Origin of the sequence: Bacillus sp. FJAT-45350 (assembly GCF_002335805.1) — a bacterium.
GTDB lineage: Bacteria > Bacillota > Bacilli > Bacillales > NISU01 > FJAT-45350.
Genome location: NZ_NISU01000001.1, coordinates 1,966,851 through 1,981,948, shown reverse-complemented (window position 1 = coordinate 1,981,948; position 15,098 = coordinate 1,966,851). Strand labels below are relative to the sequence as shown.

12 protein-coding genes are annotated in these 15,098 nt (G+C 37.6%); 11 read left to right on the top strand and 1 reads right to left on the bottom strand.

The window, feature by feature from the left end; all coding sequences use genetic code 11:
• Positions 1–12: 12 nt before the first annotated feature.
• The 10 genes from metC to fni all read left to right on the top strand — a co-directional run bounded on the left by metC (position 13) and on the right by fni (position 14,010).
• Positions 13–1,176 carry a cystathionine beta-lyase gene (gene metC, locus CD003_RS09925; protein ID WP_096200963.1) on the top strand — a complete coding sequence of 388 codons (1,164 nt, stop codon included), beginning with the start codon at positions 13–15 and terminating at the stop codon, positions 1,174–1,176.
• 78 nt (positions 1,177–1,254) lie between these two features.
• Complete coding sequence (locus CD003_RS09920) at positions 1,255–3,087, top strand: bifunctional homocysteine S-methyltransferase/methylenetetrahydrofolate reductase (protein WP_096200962.1); 1,833 nt, start codon at positions 1,255–1,257, stop codon at positions 3,085–3,087.
• Positions 3,088–3,129: 42 nt separating this feature from the next.
• Entirely contained in the window at positions 3,130–6,573 is a 3,444-nt protein-coding gene (metH, locus tag CD003_RS09915; RefSeq protein ID WP_096200961.1) for a methionine synthase, read from the top strand.
• Between the two features lie 253 nt (positions 6,574–6,826).
• Positions 6,827–8,092 (top strand): cell wall hydrolase, encoded by a 1,266-nt coding sequence (locus tag CD003_RS09910; RefSeq protein WP_257008292.1) that lies wholly within the window; start codon positions 6,827–6,829, stop codon positions 8,090–8,092.
• A 16-nt stretch (positions 8,093–8,108) separates the two neighbouring features.
• Positions 8,109–9,464 carry a germination protein YpeB gene (gene ypeB, locus CD003_RS09905; protein ID WP_096200960.1) on the top strand — a complete coding sequence of 452 codons (1,356 nt, stop codon included), beginning with the start codon at positions 8,109–8,111 and terminating at the stop codon, positions 9,462–9,464.
• A gap of 141 nt (positions 9,465–9,605) precedes the next feature.
• Positions 9,606–10,295, top strand: a complete 690-nt coding sequence (locus CD003_RS09900) for a flagellar brake protein (protein WP_096200959.1) — start codon at positions 9,606–9,608, stop codon at positions 10,293–10,295.
• Between the two features lie 127 nt (positions 10,296–10,422).
• Complete coding sequence (cmk, locus tag CD003_RS09895) at positions 10,423–11,094, top strand: (d)CMP kinase (protein WP_096200958.1); 672 nt, start codon at positions 10,423–10,425, stop codon at positions 11,092–11,094.
• A gap of 4 nt (positions 11,095–11,098) precedes the next feature.
• Positions 11,099–11,683, top strand: a complete 585-nt coding sequence (locus CD003_RS09890) for a lysophospholipid acyltransferase family protein (protein ID WP_096200957.1) — start codon at positions 11,099–11,101, stop codon at positions 11,681–11,683.
• A gap of 98 nt (positions 11,684–11,781) precedes the next feature.
• Complete coding sequence (gene rpsA, locus CD003_RS09885; RefSeq protein WP_179295506.1) at positions 11,782–12,936, top strand: 30S ribosomal protein S1; 1,155 nt, start codon at positions 11,782–11,784, stop codon at positions 12,934–12,936.
• A 12-nt stretch (positions 12,937–12,948) separates the two neighbouring features.
• Complete coding sequence (fni, locus tag CD003_RS09880) at positions 12,949–14,010, top strand: type 2 isopentenyl-diphosphate Delta-isomerase (RefSeq protein WP_096200956.1); 1,062 nt, start codon at positions 12,949–12,951, stop codon at positions 14,008–14,010.
• A 63-nt stretch (positions 14,011–14,073) separates the two neighbouring features.
• Here the strand turns inward: fni and CD003_RS09875 are convergent, their stop codons facing one another.
• On the bottom strand, positions 14,074–14,205 hold the full coding sequence (locus CD003_RS09875; protein WP_096200955.1) for a YpzI family protein: 132 nt from the start codon (positions 14,203–14,205) through the stop codon (positions 14,074–14,076).
• A gap of 167 nt (positions 14,206–14,372) precedes the next feature.
• On the opposite strand from CD003_RS09875, the gene CD003_RS09870 reads away from it, so the two are divergent.
• Positions 14,373–14,990 carry a YphA family membrane protein gene (locus CD003_RS09870; protein WP_096200954.1) on the top strand — a complete coding sequence of 206 codons (618 nt, stop codon included), beginning with the start codon at positions 14,373–14,375 and terminating at the stop codon, positions 14,988–14,990.
• Positions 14,991–15,098: the final 108 nt, after the last annotated feature.

Genomic DNA, 15,098 nt, shown 5'->3' with positions numbered 1-15,098 from the left:
AGTTTAATAAATATGAGTAATGAATATAGCTTTCAAACACAATTATTGCATAATAACCATAAGGTTGATAAACATAACGGCGCAGTAAGTGTCCCGATCCAACATGCATCAACATTTCATCAATTTGATTTTGATACATTTGGACAATATGACTATGGACGTTCGGGTAACCCGACAAGAGAAGTGTTAGAAGAGACAATAGCTCAGTTAGAGGGAGGCACTCGTGGTTTTGCATTCGCATCAGGTATGGCAGCAATTTCAACTGCTTTTATGCTTTTATCGAAGGGAGACCATGTAGTAATTACAAGTGATGTATACGGCGGGACATTTCGTTTTGTCACAGAAGTATTACCTCGACTAGGGATAGAAGTTACGTTCGTTGATATGACGAACCTTGATGAAGTAAGAACCAATATTCAAGAAAACACAAAATTACTATATATTGAAACTCCTTCAAACCCAACGTTAAAAGTGACGGATATTAAAGGACTGGTGCAGATTGCTAAGGAGTATAACTGCTTAACATTCCTTGATAATACGTTTTTAACTCCTGCATTACAAAGACCAATTGAATTTGGTGTAGATGTAGTATTACATAGTGCAACGAAATTCATCGGTGGTCATAGTGATGTTATCGCAGGCTTAGCAGTTGTAAAAGATGAAGAGCTAGGAAAACAGATAGCATTCCTACAAAACTCATTTGGTTGTGTACTTGGAGTTCAAGATTGCTGGTTAGTATTACGTGGCTTAAAGACTCTGCATGTTCGAATGGAGCACTCATCCAAAGCAGCACTTGAGATTGCAGAATGGTTGGAAACAGTGCCAGAGGTAGAAACTGTTTACTATCCAGGTTTACAAAAGCACGCAGGTCATCAATTACAAAAGGAACAAGCGGATGGTTTTGGGGCTGTTCTCTCATTTGCATTGCGTGATAGAGATGCGGTTAAGAGATTTGTAGAGCAAGTGGAGCTACCTGTATTTGCTGTTAGTCTCGGTGCTGTTGAATCAATTTTGTCATATCCACCAACAATGAGCCATGCTGCAATGCCTAAAGAAGAACGTGAGAAGCGAGGGATTTCTGAAGGGTTGCTACGCTTATCTGTAGGTTTAGAAAAAACAGAAGATATTATTAAAGACTTTAAACAAGCTTTCGAGAAAATTAGTCAGAAAGTATAAAAAAGAAAAAAGATTGTTCTTGGACAATCAAAGGCAATTGCTACTAGTTTTTGAACAGAGCGAAGGGAAGCGAAACATATGAACCTATTAAAAGACTTACAATCAAAAATCTTAATTGGTGATGGAGCCATGGGTACGCTTCTGTATGCTCAAGGTGTCGATAATTGTTATGAAGAATTAAACATTACTCAAGAAGAGAAGATATTTGATGTTCACCGTGCCTACATTGACGCTGGTGCTGATGTTATTCAAACAAATACGTATGCGGCAAACTCAATTAAATTAGAAAAATATGGACTCGATAATAAGGTTAAATTACTTAATCGTGCAGCAGTTAACATTGCAAAAAAAGCAGCCAAAAATCAAAGCTACGTTCTAGGTACTATTGGTGGAATTAGAGGAATTCAGAAGAAGGCATGGGCTTTAGAGGAGATTAAAAGTAGTTTTGTAAACCAGCTTGATAGTTTATTAGAAGAAACACCAGATGGAATACTTCTTGAAACTTATTACGACTTTGAAGAAATTTTTGAATCTGTAAAAATAGCTAGAACAATGACAGATATTCCAATAATAGCTCAAGTATCTTTAGGGGATATTGGCGTACTACACAATGGAATGAAGATTTCAAGTGCACTAACTCAATTGGCGAATGTCGGTGCAAATGTAGTTGGTTTAAATTGTCGTATGGGACCTTACCATATGACTCGATCCTTCGAAGAGGTACCATTACTAGATAATGCATTCTTGTCTGCTTATCCAAATGCAAGTTTGCCAGATTACCGTGATGGACGCTTTTTCTATCAGTCTAACCCTAGCTACTTTGGAGAAAGTGCGTTAAAGTTCCGTGAGCAAGGGATTCGACTATTAGGTGGTTGTTGTGGTACAACGCCAGAGCATATTGAAGCAATGGCTCAAGCATTAAAAGGAAAAGCACCAATTGAAGAAAAGGTCGTTATTTCTTCAGAGCCAGAAAAAATCAATATATATAAGAATAATTCAGAAGAGCCAATACATGAAATTGTTAGAAAGCGTCATTCCGTCATTGTCGAGCTAGATCCTCCTAAGCAACTTTCAATTGAAGGATTTGTAGAAGGAGCGAAAAAATTAACAGAAGCTGGTGTTGATGCTGTAACAATGGCAGATAATTCATTAGCATCGCCACGTGTTGACAATATGGCATTAGGCTCAATTATAAAAACCCAAGTAGGGGCGCGTCCTCTAATTCATGTTACGTGCAGAGATAGAAATTTAATTGGTCTTCAGTCTCATTTAATGGGTTTACATACATTAGGGATTGATCAATTGTTAGCAATTACTGGTGACCCTACAAAAATAGGTGATTTTCCAGGAGCGACATCTGTATATGATTTAACTTCTTTTGATTTAATACAGTTAATTAAACAGCTTAATGAAGGTATTTCTTTTTCAGGGAAGTCGTTAGGTCAGAAAACGAATTTCTCTGTTGCGGCCGCTTTTAACCCTAATGTTCGTCATTTAGATAAGGCAGTTAAAAGAATGGAAAAGAAGATTGAGTCAGGTGCGGATTACTTTATGACTCAGCCTATTTATAGTGAAGAACAAATTGTTGATGTTTATCATGCGACAAAGCATATTACGAAGCCAATTTATATAGGAATTATGCCTTTAACAAGTTCAAGGAACGCAGAATTTTTACACAATGAAGTTCCAGGTATAAAGTTAACGGATGAGATTCGAGCTCGAATGGCTACACATGGTGATAATAGAGAAGCTGCTCAAAAAGAAGGGGTAGATTTATCAAAGTCGTTAATCGATGTTGCGTTAAAACATTTCCACGGAATTTATCTTATTACACCGTTTTTACGTTACGGAATGACAGTTGAATTAACAAAGTATATCCATGAAAAAGTCGGTGTACTTACAACAAAGTGACCATCGAACATGCTTTTGACATAAGAAAGGACCGATTAAAGGATGAGTAATACAATAACAGAATTTGAAAAACAATTACAAAAAAAAATACTAGTATTAGACGGTGCAATGGGGACAATGCTTCAGCAATCAAACCTTACCGCTGAGGATTTTGGTGGGGATGATTATGATGGCTGTAATGAATATTTAAACATTACAGCTCCTCATGTACTTACAAATATTCATGAGGCGTATTTTGCTGCAGGAGCAGATATTGTTGAAACGAATACATTTGGTGCCACGAGCATTGTATTAGAGGATTATGACCTTCAGCATTTAACGAAAGAAATTAACATCGAAGCAGTTAAGCTTGCTCGTGCTGCTGCAGATAAATATTCAACAAGCGAATGGCCTCGTTTTGTTGCTGGTGCAATGGGTCCGACAACGAAGTCTTTGTCTGTTACAGGTGGTGTTACATTTGACCAGCTTGCTGATTGCTATGAGGAACAGGTACTAGCTCTAATGGATGGTGGAGTCGACTTACTTTTATTGGAAACAAGTCAGGATATGAGAAATGTTAAAGCCGCCTACATTGGGATTGATCGTGCGTTTGGTTCTACAGGTAAAAAATTACCATTAATTGTCTCGGGTACAATTGAGCCAATGGGTACGACTTTAGCTGGGCAAAATATCGAGGCGTTTTATTTGTCGTTAGAGCATATGAAGCCGACAGTAGTGGGTTTAAACTGTGCGACTGGTCCTGAGTTTATGCAAGATCATCTTCGTTCATTATCTGAGTTAGCTACTTCATATGTAAGTTGTTACCCTAATGCGGGTTTACCTGATGAAGAAGGGAACTATCATGAATCACCACAATCGCTTGCACAAAAATTAACTGCTTTTGCTGAGAAGGGTTGGTTAAATATTGTTGGTGGTTGTTGTGGTACAAGGCCTGAGCATATTGAAGCAATAGTTGAAATGACGAAGAACTATCAACCGAGACAACCTCAAAAGAATCATCCTCACGCTGTGTCAGGAATTGAGCCATTAGTATATGATGATTCGATGCGTCCGTTATTTGTTGGTGAAAGAACAAATGTTATCGGCTCTAGAAAGTTTAAGAATCTAATTGCGGATGGATTATATGAAGAAGCTTCTGAAATTGCAAGAGCTCAAGTTAAAAGAGGAGCTCATGTAATCGACGTCTGCTTAGCTGACCCAGACCGCGAAGAACTAGAAGATATTGAAGAGTTCCTGAAATTTGTTGTAAACAAAGTTAAGGTACCTCTTATGATTGACTCAACTGATGATGAAGTCATTGAACGTGCTTTAACATATTCACAAGGTAAAGCTATAATTAACTCTATCAACTTGGAGGATGGAGAAGAGCGTTTTGAAAAGGTAGCCCCTTTAATTCATCGATATGGTGCTGCGGTTGTCGTTGGTACAATTGATGAGGATGGGATGGCAGTAACAGCTGAAAGGAAGCTTGAGGTAGCGAAACGCTCATATGACTTACTTGTAAATAAATATAAAATTGCACCTACTGATATTATTTTTGACCCACTTGTGTTTCCAGTTGGAACGGGTGATGAGCAGTATATAGGTTCTGCAGAAGCGACCATTGAGGGAATACGTTTAATTAAAGAAGCGTTACCAGAGTGTTTAACAATACTCGGTGTAAGTAATGTTTCTTTCGGTTTACCACCAGTAGGACGTGAAGTTTTAAATGCAGTTTATCTATATCACTGTACTCAAGCTGGTTTAGATTATGCTATCGTAAATACAGAAAAGCTTGAGCGTTATGCTTCAATTTCTGATGAAGAGAAGCTCCTTTCAAGAACTCTTTTATATGAGACAACGGATGAAACTCTTGCAGAATTTACCGCTTTTTATCGTGGGAAAAAGGTAGAGAAGAAAGTTGAACAATCAAACCTTACATTAGAAGAAAGGCTATCGAATTATATTGTAGAGGGAACAAAAGATGGTTTACTTGATGATTTACAAAAAGCGTTAGATTCCTATGATGAACCACTTGATATTATTAATGGACCATTAATGACTGGAATGGATGAAGTAGGACGTCTCTTTAATAATAATGAGTTAATTGTTGCAGAAGTACTCCAAAGTGCCGAAGTGATGAAAGCATCTGTTGCATTTCTAGAACCTCATATGGAGAAGAAAGAGGATGACAACGGCAAAGGAAAGATCATCTTAGCAACTGTTAAAGGCGACGTTCATGACATAGGAAAGAACTTAGTCGAGATTATTTTAGGAAACAACGGCTTTAAAATTGTAAACTTAGGGATTAAAGTAACATCTAATGAGTTAATAGAAGCAGTAAAACGTGAAAATCCAAGTGCCATCGGTTTATCTGGACTATTAGTAAAATCAGCACAACAGATGGTATTAACTGCTCAAGATTTACGAGCACAAAGTATCTCCATTCCTATTTTAGTAGGTGGTGCTGCATTAACGAGAAAGTTTACTGATAATAAAATCTCCGCTGAATATGATGGACTTGTTCTTTATGCAAAGGATGCGATGAACGGCTTAGATTTAGCTAATAAATTAGTTAAAGAAGATGAGCGCGCTAAGTTACTAGAAGAGCAAGAGCAAAGAAAATCAGCAACAGCAGAACAAGTTGACAATCAGGTGAAGGCTAAAGTAGATGAAGGGATTCGCTCAAATGTTTCTCAAACAGCTCCTATCTTTAAACCGAATGATTTTAAGCCTCACGTATTAAAGGATTATAAAATATCACATTTAGAGCCATACATTAATCTTCAAATGCTACTAGGTAAGCATCTAGGTTTACAAGGGAAAGTGAGTCGCCTTCTTGATGAGGGAGATGAAAAAGCTCTTCAGTTAAAGGACAAAGTAGAAAGCATTATTGCCGATGCAAAAGTCAGTGGTCGACTTTCAGCGCATGGTTTGTATCAATTCTTCCCTGCTCAATCTGATGGAAATGACGTTATCATTTATAGTCCAGAAGATGAAAAAACTGAAATCGAGCGTTACACATTCCCAAGACAACATCAAGCACCTTACTTATGTTTAGCTGATTATCTGCGTCCGGTTACTTCAAATGAAATGGATTACGTAGGTTTCTTAGCTGTAACAGCAGGGAAAGGGGTAAGGAAACTAGCTGAACAAGCGAAAGAAAATGGAGACTATTTATATAGCCACTTAATTCAAGCGATTGCTCTTGAAATGGCAGAGGGCTTTGCTGAAAGAGTGCATCAATTAATGAGAGATCAATTGGGCTTCCCAGACCCAGCTGATTTCACGATGCAAGACAGATTTTCAGCTAAATATCAAGGAGTTCGTGTTTCCTATGGGTATCCAGCTTGTCCGAATCTAGAGGACCAAGCGAAACTATTTAAACTCATTGACCCAGGAAAAATAGGCATTCGTCTAACAGAAGAATTCATGATGGAACCAGAAGCATCAGTAACAGCAATGGTCTTTGCCCATCCTGAGGGAAGATATTTTAATGTACTCTAAGTTAATTATGAATGATGGGTTATGAGTTATGAATTGAAAGAACTTTAAAAAAATCTCCGAGATGAAAATTATTTCATCTCGGAGATTTTTTCTTTCCTAATTCAAAACTCATCCATCATAACTCATAATTTTATGGTATTTTTGTATAAAAAATGGATGACTACAAACAATACAACTACGAAAGTGACAATCATAGGTAAAAGGTCAAATCACTGTGAAAATCATTAAAAAAGAGCTCAAGGAGGTAAGCAACATGAGCAACAAACATAGAGCATGGATGTATCCAATGATAATCTTGCTATGTATGAGTCATTTCTTTTTTGTATTAGGAAGCGAACCTGTTGGAGCATTTTCTGAACAAATTGTTCAAAGAGGAGCAACAGGCGACGATGTGGTCGAATTACAGTCAAGACTTCAGTATAACGGTTTCTACGATGGGACAATTGACGGAGTATATGGCTGGAGCACATATTGGAGTGTTCGTAAATACCAAGAAGAGTTTGGATTAGATGTTGATGGATTAGTAGGTCCACAAATGAAAGATATGCTAGAGAGGTCCACGGACTTTAATAAAGAATTTGTTCACCAAGCACTACGAGAAGGAAGAAAATTTACTCATTACGGTGGCGTACCGCTAGAAAATCAAAAAGGTGAAAAAGGTAGCAGGACGGGTGTAGCTAAGAGAGATGCAGCACCAGAAGAAGGAGCGCCAGCACCAGAAGAAGGAGTACCAGCACCAGAAGAAGGAGTACCAGCACCAGAAGAAGGAGCGCCAGCACCAGAAGAAGGAGCGCCAGCACCAGAAGAAGGAGTACCAGCACCAGAAGAAGGAGTACCAGCACCACAAGAAGGAGTACCAGCACCAGAAGAAGGAGCGCCAGCACCAGAAGAAGGAGCGCCAGCACCAGAAGAAGGAGTACCAGCACCAGAAGAAGGAGTACCAGCACCACAAGAAGGAGTACCAGCACCAGAAGAAGGAGCGCCAGTGCCTGATGAAGCTCAACCAACTCCAGAAGTGCCTACGCCAACTCCGGAAGAAGCAGCGCCTGCACCAGAGGAGCCTGCACCAACACCGGAGGAGCCAGTACCAGCTGAAGAGGCACCTGTTGCACCAGGAGATGACGAGCCAACAATTGAGCAGGCAATAAATGTACCAAGTGGTATGAGTGATAATGACATTCAACTTATGGCTCAGTGTGTTCATGCTGAATCACGGGGTGAACCATATGTTGGTATGGTAGCGGTAGCTGCTGTTATTTTAAATCGGGTAAATAGCTCAGATTTTCCAAATACAATTTCTGAAGTTATTTTTGAACCACGTGCATTTGAACCAGTTGCTAATGGTACGATTTATAACAATCCAAGTGATGAAGCAAGAAGAGCAGTGTTAGATGCAGTAAATGGTCAGGATCCTACTGGGCATGCATTGTATTTCTTTAACCCTTCTACAGCGAGGTCACCTTGGATTTGGTCAAGACCGCAAATTAAAACAATTGGGAAACATGTATTTGCTAAATAGGTTGGAGGTGAAGTAATTGATTCGTTCTATCTTAATTGGAGTATTAGCACTAGGAATAATTGCAACTGGGTATTGGGGATATTCTGAAAGTCAGCAAAATGTAGTGCTGGCAAATAATGTAGAGGCTAGTTATCAACGTGCCTTTCACTCACTTGTATATCATATGGATCAGTTAGATGATGATTTAGGTGCGGTATTAGCGATGAATACGAAAAAGCATATCTCACCTAAGCTTGCTGATATTTGGAGGGTAACTTCACTAGCTCAAAGTGAAATCGGACAGTTACCAATAGGGATGATGGAATTACACGAAGCGAAAAAGTTTTTAGATGATGTAGGTACATTTAGTTATAAAACAGCGGTACGGGACTTGGAAACGGAACCATTAACGTCTGAGGAATATAACACAATAGAACATTTGTATCACATGTCTTCAGATGTTCAAAATGAGTTGCGGAGAGCACAAGCAAATTTATTACAAAACGATTTACGCTGGTTAGATATTGACAAAGAAGTTCAAGCAATGAATGAGCCTCTTGATAATACAGTATTAAACGGTTTTGAACACGTAAACGAGATGGTGACGGGCTATAGCGAAACCGAATGGGGAGCGGGCTTTTCACAAATGGATGTTTATAATGATGAGGACCTGGCAGAAAGATTGAATGGTGAAACAATCAATGCCGATGAAGCGAGACAAAAAGGATTAGAATTTATTGGTATTGATGAAAATGTAGAGGTACACGTTGCTGAAACGGGAGATGGATTAGCTTATAAAGCTTATAGCTTAACGATTGATGACCCTGATCATGAAACACATTATTATATGGACATTACTGAAAGTGGTGGACATGTTCTATGGTTCTTGCAGAATCGTGAAATTGCTGAACAAAACATAAGTTTAAACGAAGCTTCTGAGAATGCAAAACAATTTTTAGAGAGAAATGGCATTCAAGGTATGCAACTTGTTGATAGTAAGCAATATGATTCAATTGGAGTGTTCGAATTTGCTTACTTAGATGATAATGTTCGCATATATGCTGATCATATTGTGATTGAAGTGGCATTAGACGATGGTGTTGTTATCGGATACGAAGGTGAAGACTATTTATTAAACCACAAAGATGACCGTGACCTTAGTCAACCAAGTATTACGAAAGAAGAAGCTAGAGATTACTTAAATGGAAAATTAGAAGTTATGGAAGATCATCTCGCTGTGATCATAAATGACATTGGAGATGAAGTTCTTTGTTACGAGTTTTATGGTGTTATTAACGATGATACATATCGTATCTTCATTAATGCAGAAAACGGTGATGAAGAACATGTAGAGAAGCTTGACAGAGCAGAACCAATCTATCAAACCTCATAATTTTTTCAAAGAAGAAGCGTATTTATTGCTTCTTCTTTTTCTAAATTCATGCCATAATAATCAATAGAGACCATTTCCCACTTTTTTTGGGAACTATTATTAGTGGACTAACCATATAAAAATGGGGAGGAAGTTTTTCGATTGATTGAGATTGGGACAACTATTTTTCTTGAACTAAAAGAAGAAGTAAATAATGAAAAGGATCATAATAAAGATAAATTAAGCTCACGGAGATTTAAATCCAGGCTTGTCGATTTACAAAAGGACAAGTTTGTTATTGATTATCCAGTAAGTGAGGAAACAAAAAAAATAAGTTATTTTTTTGAAGGAACCCAATTTAGTGCCTGGTTTGTCGGTAAGGACCAAGCTGTTTACTCTTTTGAAACAGAAATTCAAGGGAGACAGAAAGGGCAAGTGCCAACACTATTATTGAAGGACCCAGGCAAAGAAAACTATGTACGAATTCAAAGGCGTAATTATGTAAGGGTTGATACCTCAGTAGATGTTGCGATTCACCCCAAAGTTAATGAGTTTGACCCGTTTACAACAATTACTCTTGACATAAGTGGGGGTGGTGCTGCAATTGTAATACCACCGGGTAAAAAAATTCCTCATGAGGGCGAATTGTACTGTTGGCTCGTACTACCTATGCAATCAGGGGAAACTTACTATGTTAAAACAGTATGTAAAATTGTACGAGTGTTTAAGAAATTTCCTGAGACAAGAGAGAGAGCTTCTCTTCAATTTGTTACAATCGGCGAGCAAGACCGACAAAAAGTGATTCGTTTTTGCTTTGAAAAGCAAGTAGCGGCTAAGCGAAAAAAGTCGTAATTTAGATAAAAACTTTAGGGTTTGAACAAATGGATTAAATTAGACCATCTAAGCTGAATATGGTATGATATTGTGTGAATAAATAGATAAATTCCATTTGCTCATTCTCGGTTTAATGAGGTGTGAAATGAGTAAAAGAATAAATATTGCGATTGACGGTCCAGCAGGTGCTGGGAAAAGTACAGTAGCAAAAGAAGTGGCAAAGAAGCTTGAGTATGTCTATATAGATACAGGCGCTATGTATCGAGCGATTACGTATCAAGCGTTAGAAAGTCAGATTAATCTTGAAGATGAAGCTACTTTCAAACCTTTACTGGACGAAATTGTTATTAAGCTTACAACAAAAGGAGTAACAGCGGACGTTTTCATTAATGATGTTAATGTTACCGAAGAAATTCGCTTAACTGACGTTACAAATAATGTTTCTCTTGTTGCTAGTCATAAAGTTGTTCGAGATGCTATGTTAATTCAGCAACGACAATTAGCTTCAGTTGGTGGTGCGGTAATGGATGGAAGAGATATTGGGACTCATGTGCTACCAGATGCAGAGCTAAAGGTATTTCTAAATGCTACTGTAGACGAACGAGCTAGACGGCGTCATGAGGAAAACCTAGAAAAGGGTTATCAATCAGATTTAGAGCAACTAAAGAAGGATATTGCACTACGAGACGAGAAAGATTCAAATCGAGAGATTGCACCTTTAAGGAAAGCAGAAGATGCGATTGAAATTGATTCAACCTCAATGTCGATAGTAGATGTAGTACAAACAATTCTTCAGTTGGCTGAAAAAAGGAAGTAGATTTATGGATACATATGTATTTGGACAAACAATATTCAGAACGTATCTTCGTTCTTTTTATAAGCCGGAAGTAATAGGGTCTGATAACATTCCTAAGGAAGGTCCCGTTATTTTATGTTGCAACCATATAAGTAACTTAGACCCTCCATTTCTTGGTTGTTTTATAGAAAGACCGATAAACTTTATGGCGAAAGCTGAGCTTTTTGATATCCCAGTGTTAAAAGGTTTGTTACCTAAAGTTGGAGCGTTTCCTGTCAAAAGAGGAATGGGCGATAAACAAGCCCTTAGAAATGGTCTAGCAATCTTAAAAGAAGATAATATGCTCGGTCTATTTCCAGAAGGTACGAGAAGTAAAGATGGAGAACTTGGTAAAGGCCTAACAGGTGCGGGATTTTTTGCTCTTCGCACTAATGCTGTTATATTACCTTGTGCAATCATAGGACCTTTTAAGAAGTTTAATAAAATTAAATTAGTTTATGGGGAACCATTAGACTTTACTGAATATAGAGAACTAAAGAAATCAGCGGATGAAGCAACTGAGTACATCATGGAGGGCATTCGTTCCTTAATTGAAGAGCACCGAGTATAAACTCTTAACTTGTTTAATCTCTTTCGCTTTAGTGAAAGAAGACTATATAAATCATGTGAGATGTTCCCGTTAATTCGGGTAGAAGGAGGCTATTATCAATGGTGGAAGATATGAATCAAGAATTGACTGAAATGAAGTCCTTTGCAGTAGGAGAAGTAGTTACAGGTAAGGTATCAAAAGTAGAAGATAAACAAGCATTAGTTGATGTTGGCTTTAAAGTAGATGGCATTGTTCCTATTAGTGAGCTTTCAAGCCTACACGTTGAAAAGGTTAGTGATGTATTATCTGAAGGTGATGAAGTAGAATTAAAGGTCATTAAATCAGAAGATGATGAGCTGGTCTTGTCAAAGCGTGCTGTGCAAGCTGAAAAGGCATGGACTGAGCTGCAACAGAAGTTTGAATCAGGAGAAGTTATGGAAGTAGAAGTGGCTGATGTTGTTAAGGGTGGATTAGTTGTGGATGTAGGTGTTCGTGGTTTCATTCCAGCATCATTAGTAGAGCGTCATTATGTTGAAGATTTTTCTGATTACAAAGGTCGTACCCTTCGTTTAAAGGTAGTTGAAATTGATCGAGAAAATAAAAAATTAATTCTATCTCAACGTGCTGTATTAGATGCTGAAGTTGAAGAAAGTAAAAAGAAAGTACTTCACACGATTTCAGAAGGTGACGTCATTGAAGGTACAGTTCAGCGTCTAACGGACTTTGGAGCTTTCGTTGATATTGGTGGTGTTGATGGACTTGTACATATTTCGCAATTATCACACCAACGTGTTGATACACCTTCAGAAGTTGTTAATGAAGGGGACAAAGTTAAGGTGAAAGTCCTTTCAGTTGATGTAGATAACGAAAGAGTTTCCCTTTCAATTAAGGATACGTTACCAGGACCTTGGCAAGCTATTGAAGGGAAGTTTAAAGAAGGTGATGTTGTCGAAGGTACAGTTAAACGTCTAGTTTCCTTTGGAGCTTTCATTGAAGTTGCACCAGGTGTCGAGGGACTTGTTCATATATCTCAAATTGCTAATCGTCACATTGGAACACCAAGTGAAGTTCTTACAGAAGGCGATACAGTTGAAGTAAAAGTGTTAGATGTAAATATGAATGAGAAACGTATTTCACTAAGCATTCGTGAATTATTAGAAGATGATGCATCAATTCAACAACAGCAGTATCAAGAGTATGAAAGAAATGAAGAAGAACATAAAGGCTTTTCATTAGGTGATATGATAGGTGACCAATTAAAAAAATATAAGTAATAGGTGATTTAGATGAATGAGAGCAGGGCTACTAGGAAGCTAGAACACATAAAACACGCAATTACTACTGGTCAAAAGCGTACTCATGGACTTGACGATGTTCAATTTGTTCATAACAGCTTACCGAATAGCAGCGTTGAACAAGTAGACCTCTCTACAGAAATAGGCGAACTTCATTTGAGTTCGCCTATTTTTATCAACGCAATGACTGGTGGGGGCGGAGAAAAAACTGTTGAGATAAATAAGCAATTAGCAAAAGTAGCCGCTAGCTGTAATTTAGCTGTGGCTGTAGGATCTCAAATGGCTGCAATTAAAGAACCTGAACAAATCCCATCTTATAAAGTGATACGTGAGCAACATCCAAATGGGATTGTTATCGGTAACTTAGGTAGCGAAGCTACGGTCGACCAAGCAAAACGTGCTGTTGATATGATTGAAGCAAATGGCATTCAAATTCATTTGAATACAATACAAGAATTAGTGATGCCTGAGGGAGACCGTTCCTTTATTGATGCAATTAAGCGTATTGAAGATATCGTTCTCAAGGTTGGCGTTCCTGTCATTGTTAAGGAAGTTGGATTTGGGATGAGTGGTGACACAGCTAAGCAATTAGCCGATGTCGGGGTTTCTATCCTTGATGTAGGTGGTTTTGGTGGAACAAATTTCTCGGCAATTGAAAATGAAAGAAGGCAAAAAAAACTAGAATACTTTAATGACTGGGGTATTTCTACTTCTTCTTCGATAGTTGAGGCAAAACTTAGTGCACCAACATTATCAGTAATAGGTTCGGGCGGTCTACAAAATGCGCTTGATATTGTCAAAGCGATTACCTTAGGTGCTTCAGCAACTGGAATTGCTGGCTATTTCCTTAAGATTATGATGGAAGAAGGAATTGAAGCACTAACTACACAAATCCAAGAAATTCATGAAGATATGAAGATGATTATGACTGCATTAGGGACGACAACAATAGCTAAGCTTCAAAAAGCACCGATTGTCATAAATGGGGATACACACCATTGGCTTGAACAAAGAGGATTAGCCTCAAAAATGATGTCTGAACGAATGAAATAAAAGGACTACATAATTATACAAAAAACACCATTTATTATGGTGTTTTTTGTATGGGCAAATCTCTTACTTTTGTCTTTTCCTTGCTTCATCTGGCCCCTCTAATTTTGTAGCGCCACCATAATGCAAGCTTTGGTCTCTGTCACTTGCAACTTTTCCTTCTTTTCTTAGCTTCGTTTCTTGTCTGTCCTTACCCATTCGTCATCCCTCCTTCAATTGTTAGTTTTCCTCCATTTTAAGTCGACATACATGTTGTAATAATTGTAAAAAAATGATTAGCTTCTAAAAAAATGTTCAATAATGAAAGGAGAAGCTTATAACTCGGAAATTGATAGTGGACGCTTAAAAAATGGAGGTGAAAATTGATGGATGGTATTTTCTTTTACTGGTTTTCTTGGATGTTTTGGCTTTACTGTACGTTTATTATGGAAAAGGGAAAAAGGCGGACAAGATTATCACTAACTATATTATTTTTAATAATATCTGTACAATATTCAATTACTTTTTTAGGGTTTAGCTTTCATCTTGCTTTTATAACTTGTTTATTCATTGGCTATGGATTAATAGGAACTTTTCAACGAACCCAAAAACTATTTGTATTTATCGTTTGCTTAATGTGTACATTATTATACGTATCTTTTCATTTATTTGGGATTTATGACCCCGTTATTATTATGTTTCATCAAAGCTGGATGATAGGAATGATGATAGCGCTTTTAGTCATTGCTCTTATTAAAAAAAATTCAGTGCGGTTAGCAACTGTATTGATAGGAACAGGACATGGGGATTTGATTCTTTCACTTGTTATGAAAGATATGTTTGTAAACATGAACATAGGAAGCTTACTCTATTTTGATATACTTTCAATAGCAATTTTATTAATCACTTGTTGGTCAGTACTAGAGTACGTTGTAAAAAGGCTTGAACTTTATGTGAATCGTTATAATGAAAACGTCAGCAGGCTAAAAGATTTTAGTGGCTAGAGCGGAATAACATTGTCGTTTAGTAGGTATTTTGTTAGAATAGATTAGCTATGTTTCCAGACTTATCCCGATAATTTGATAAATATGTTAATTTTAAAAAGGGTCGTG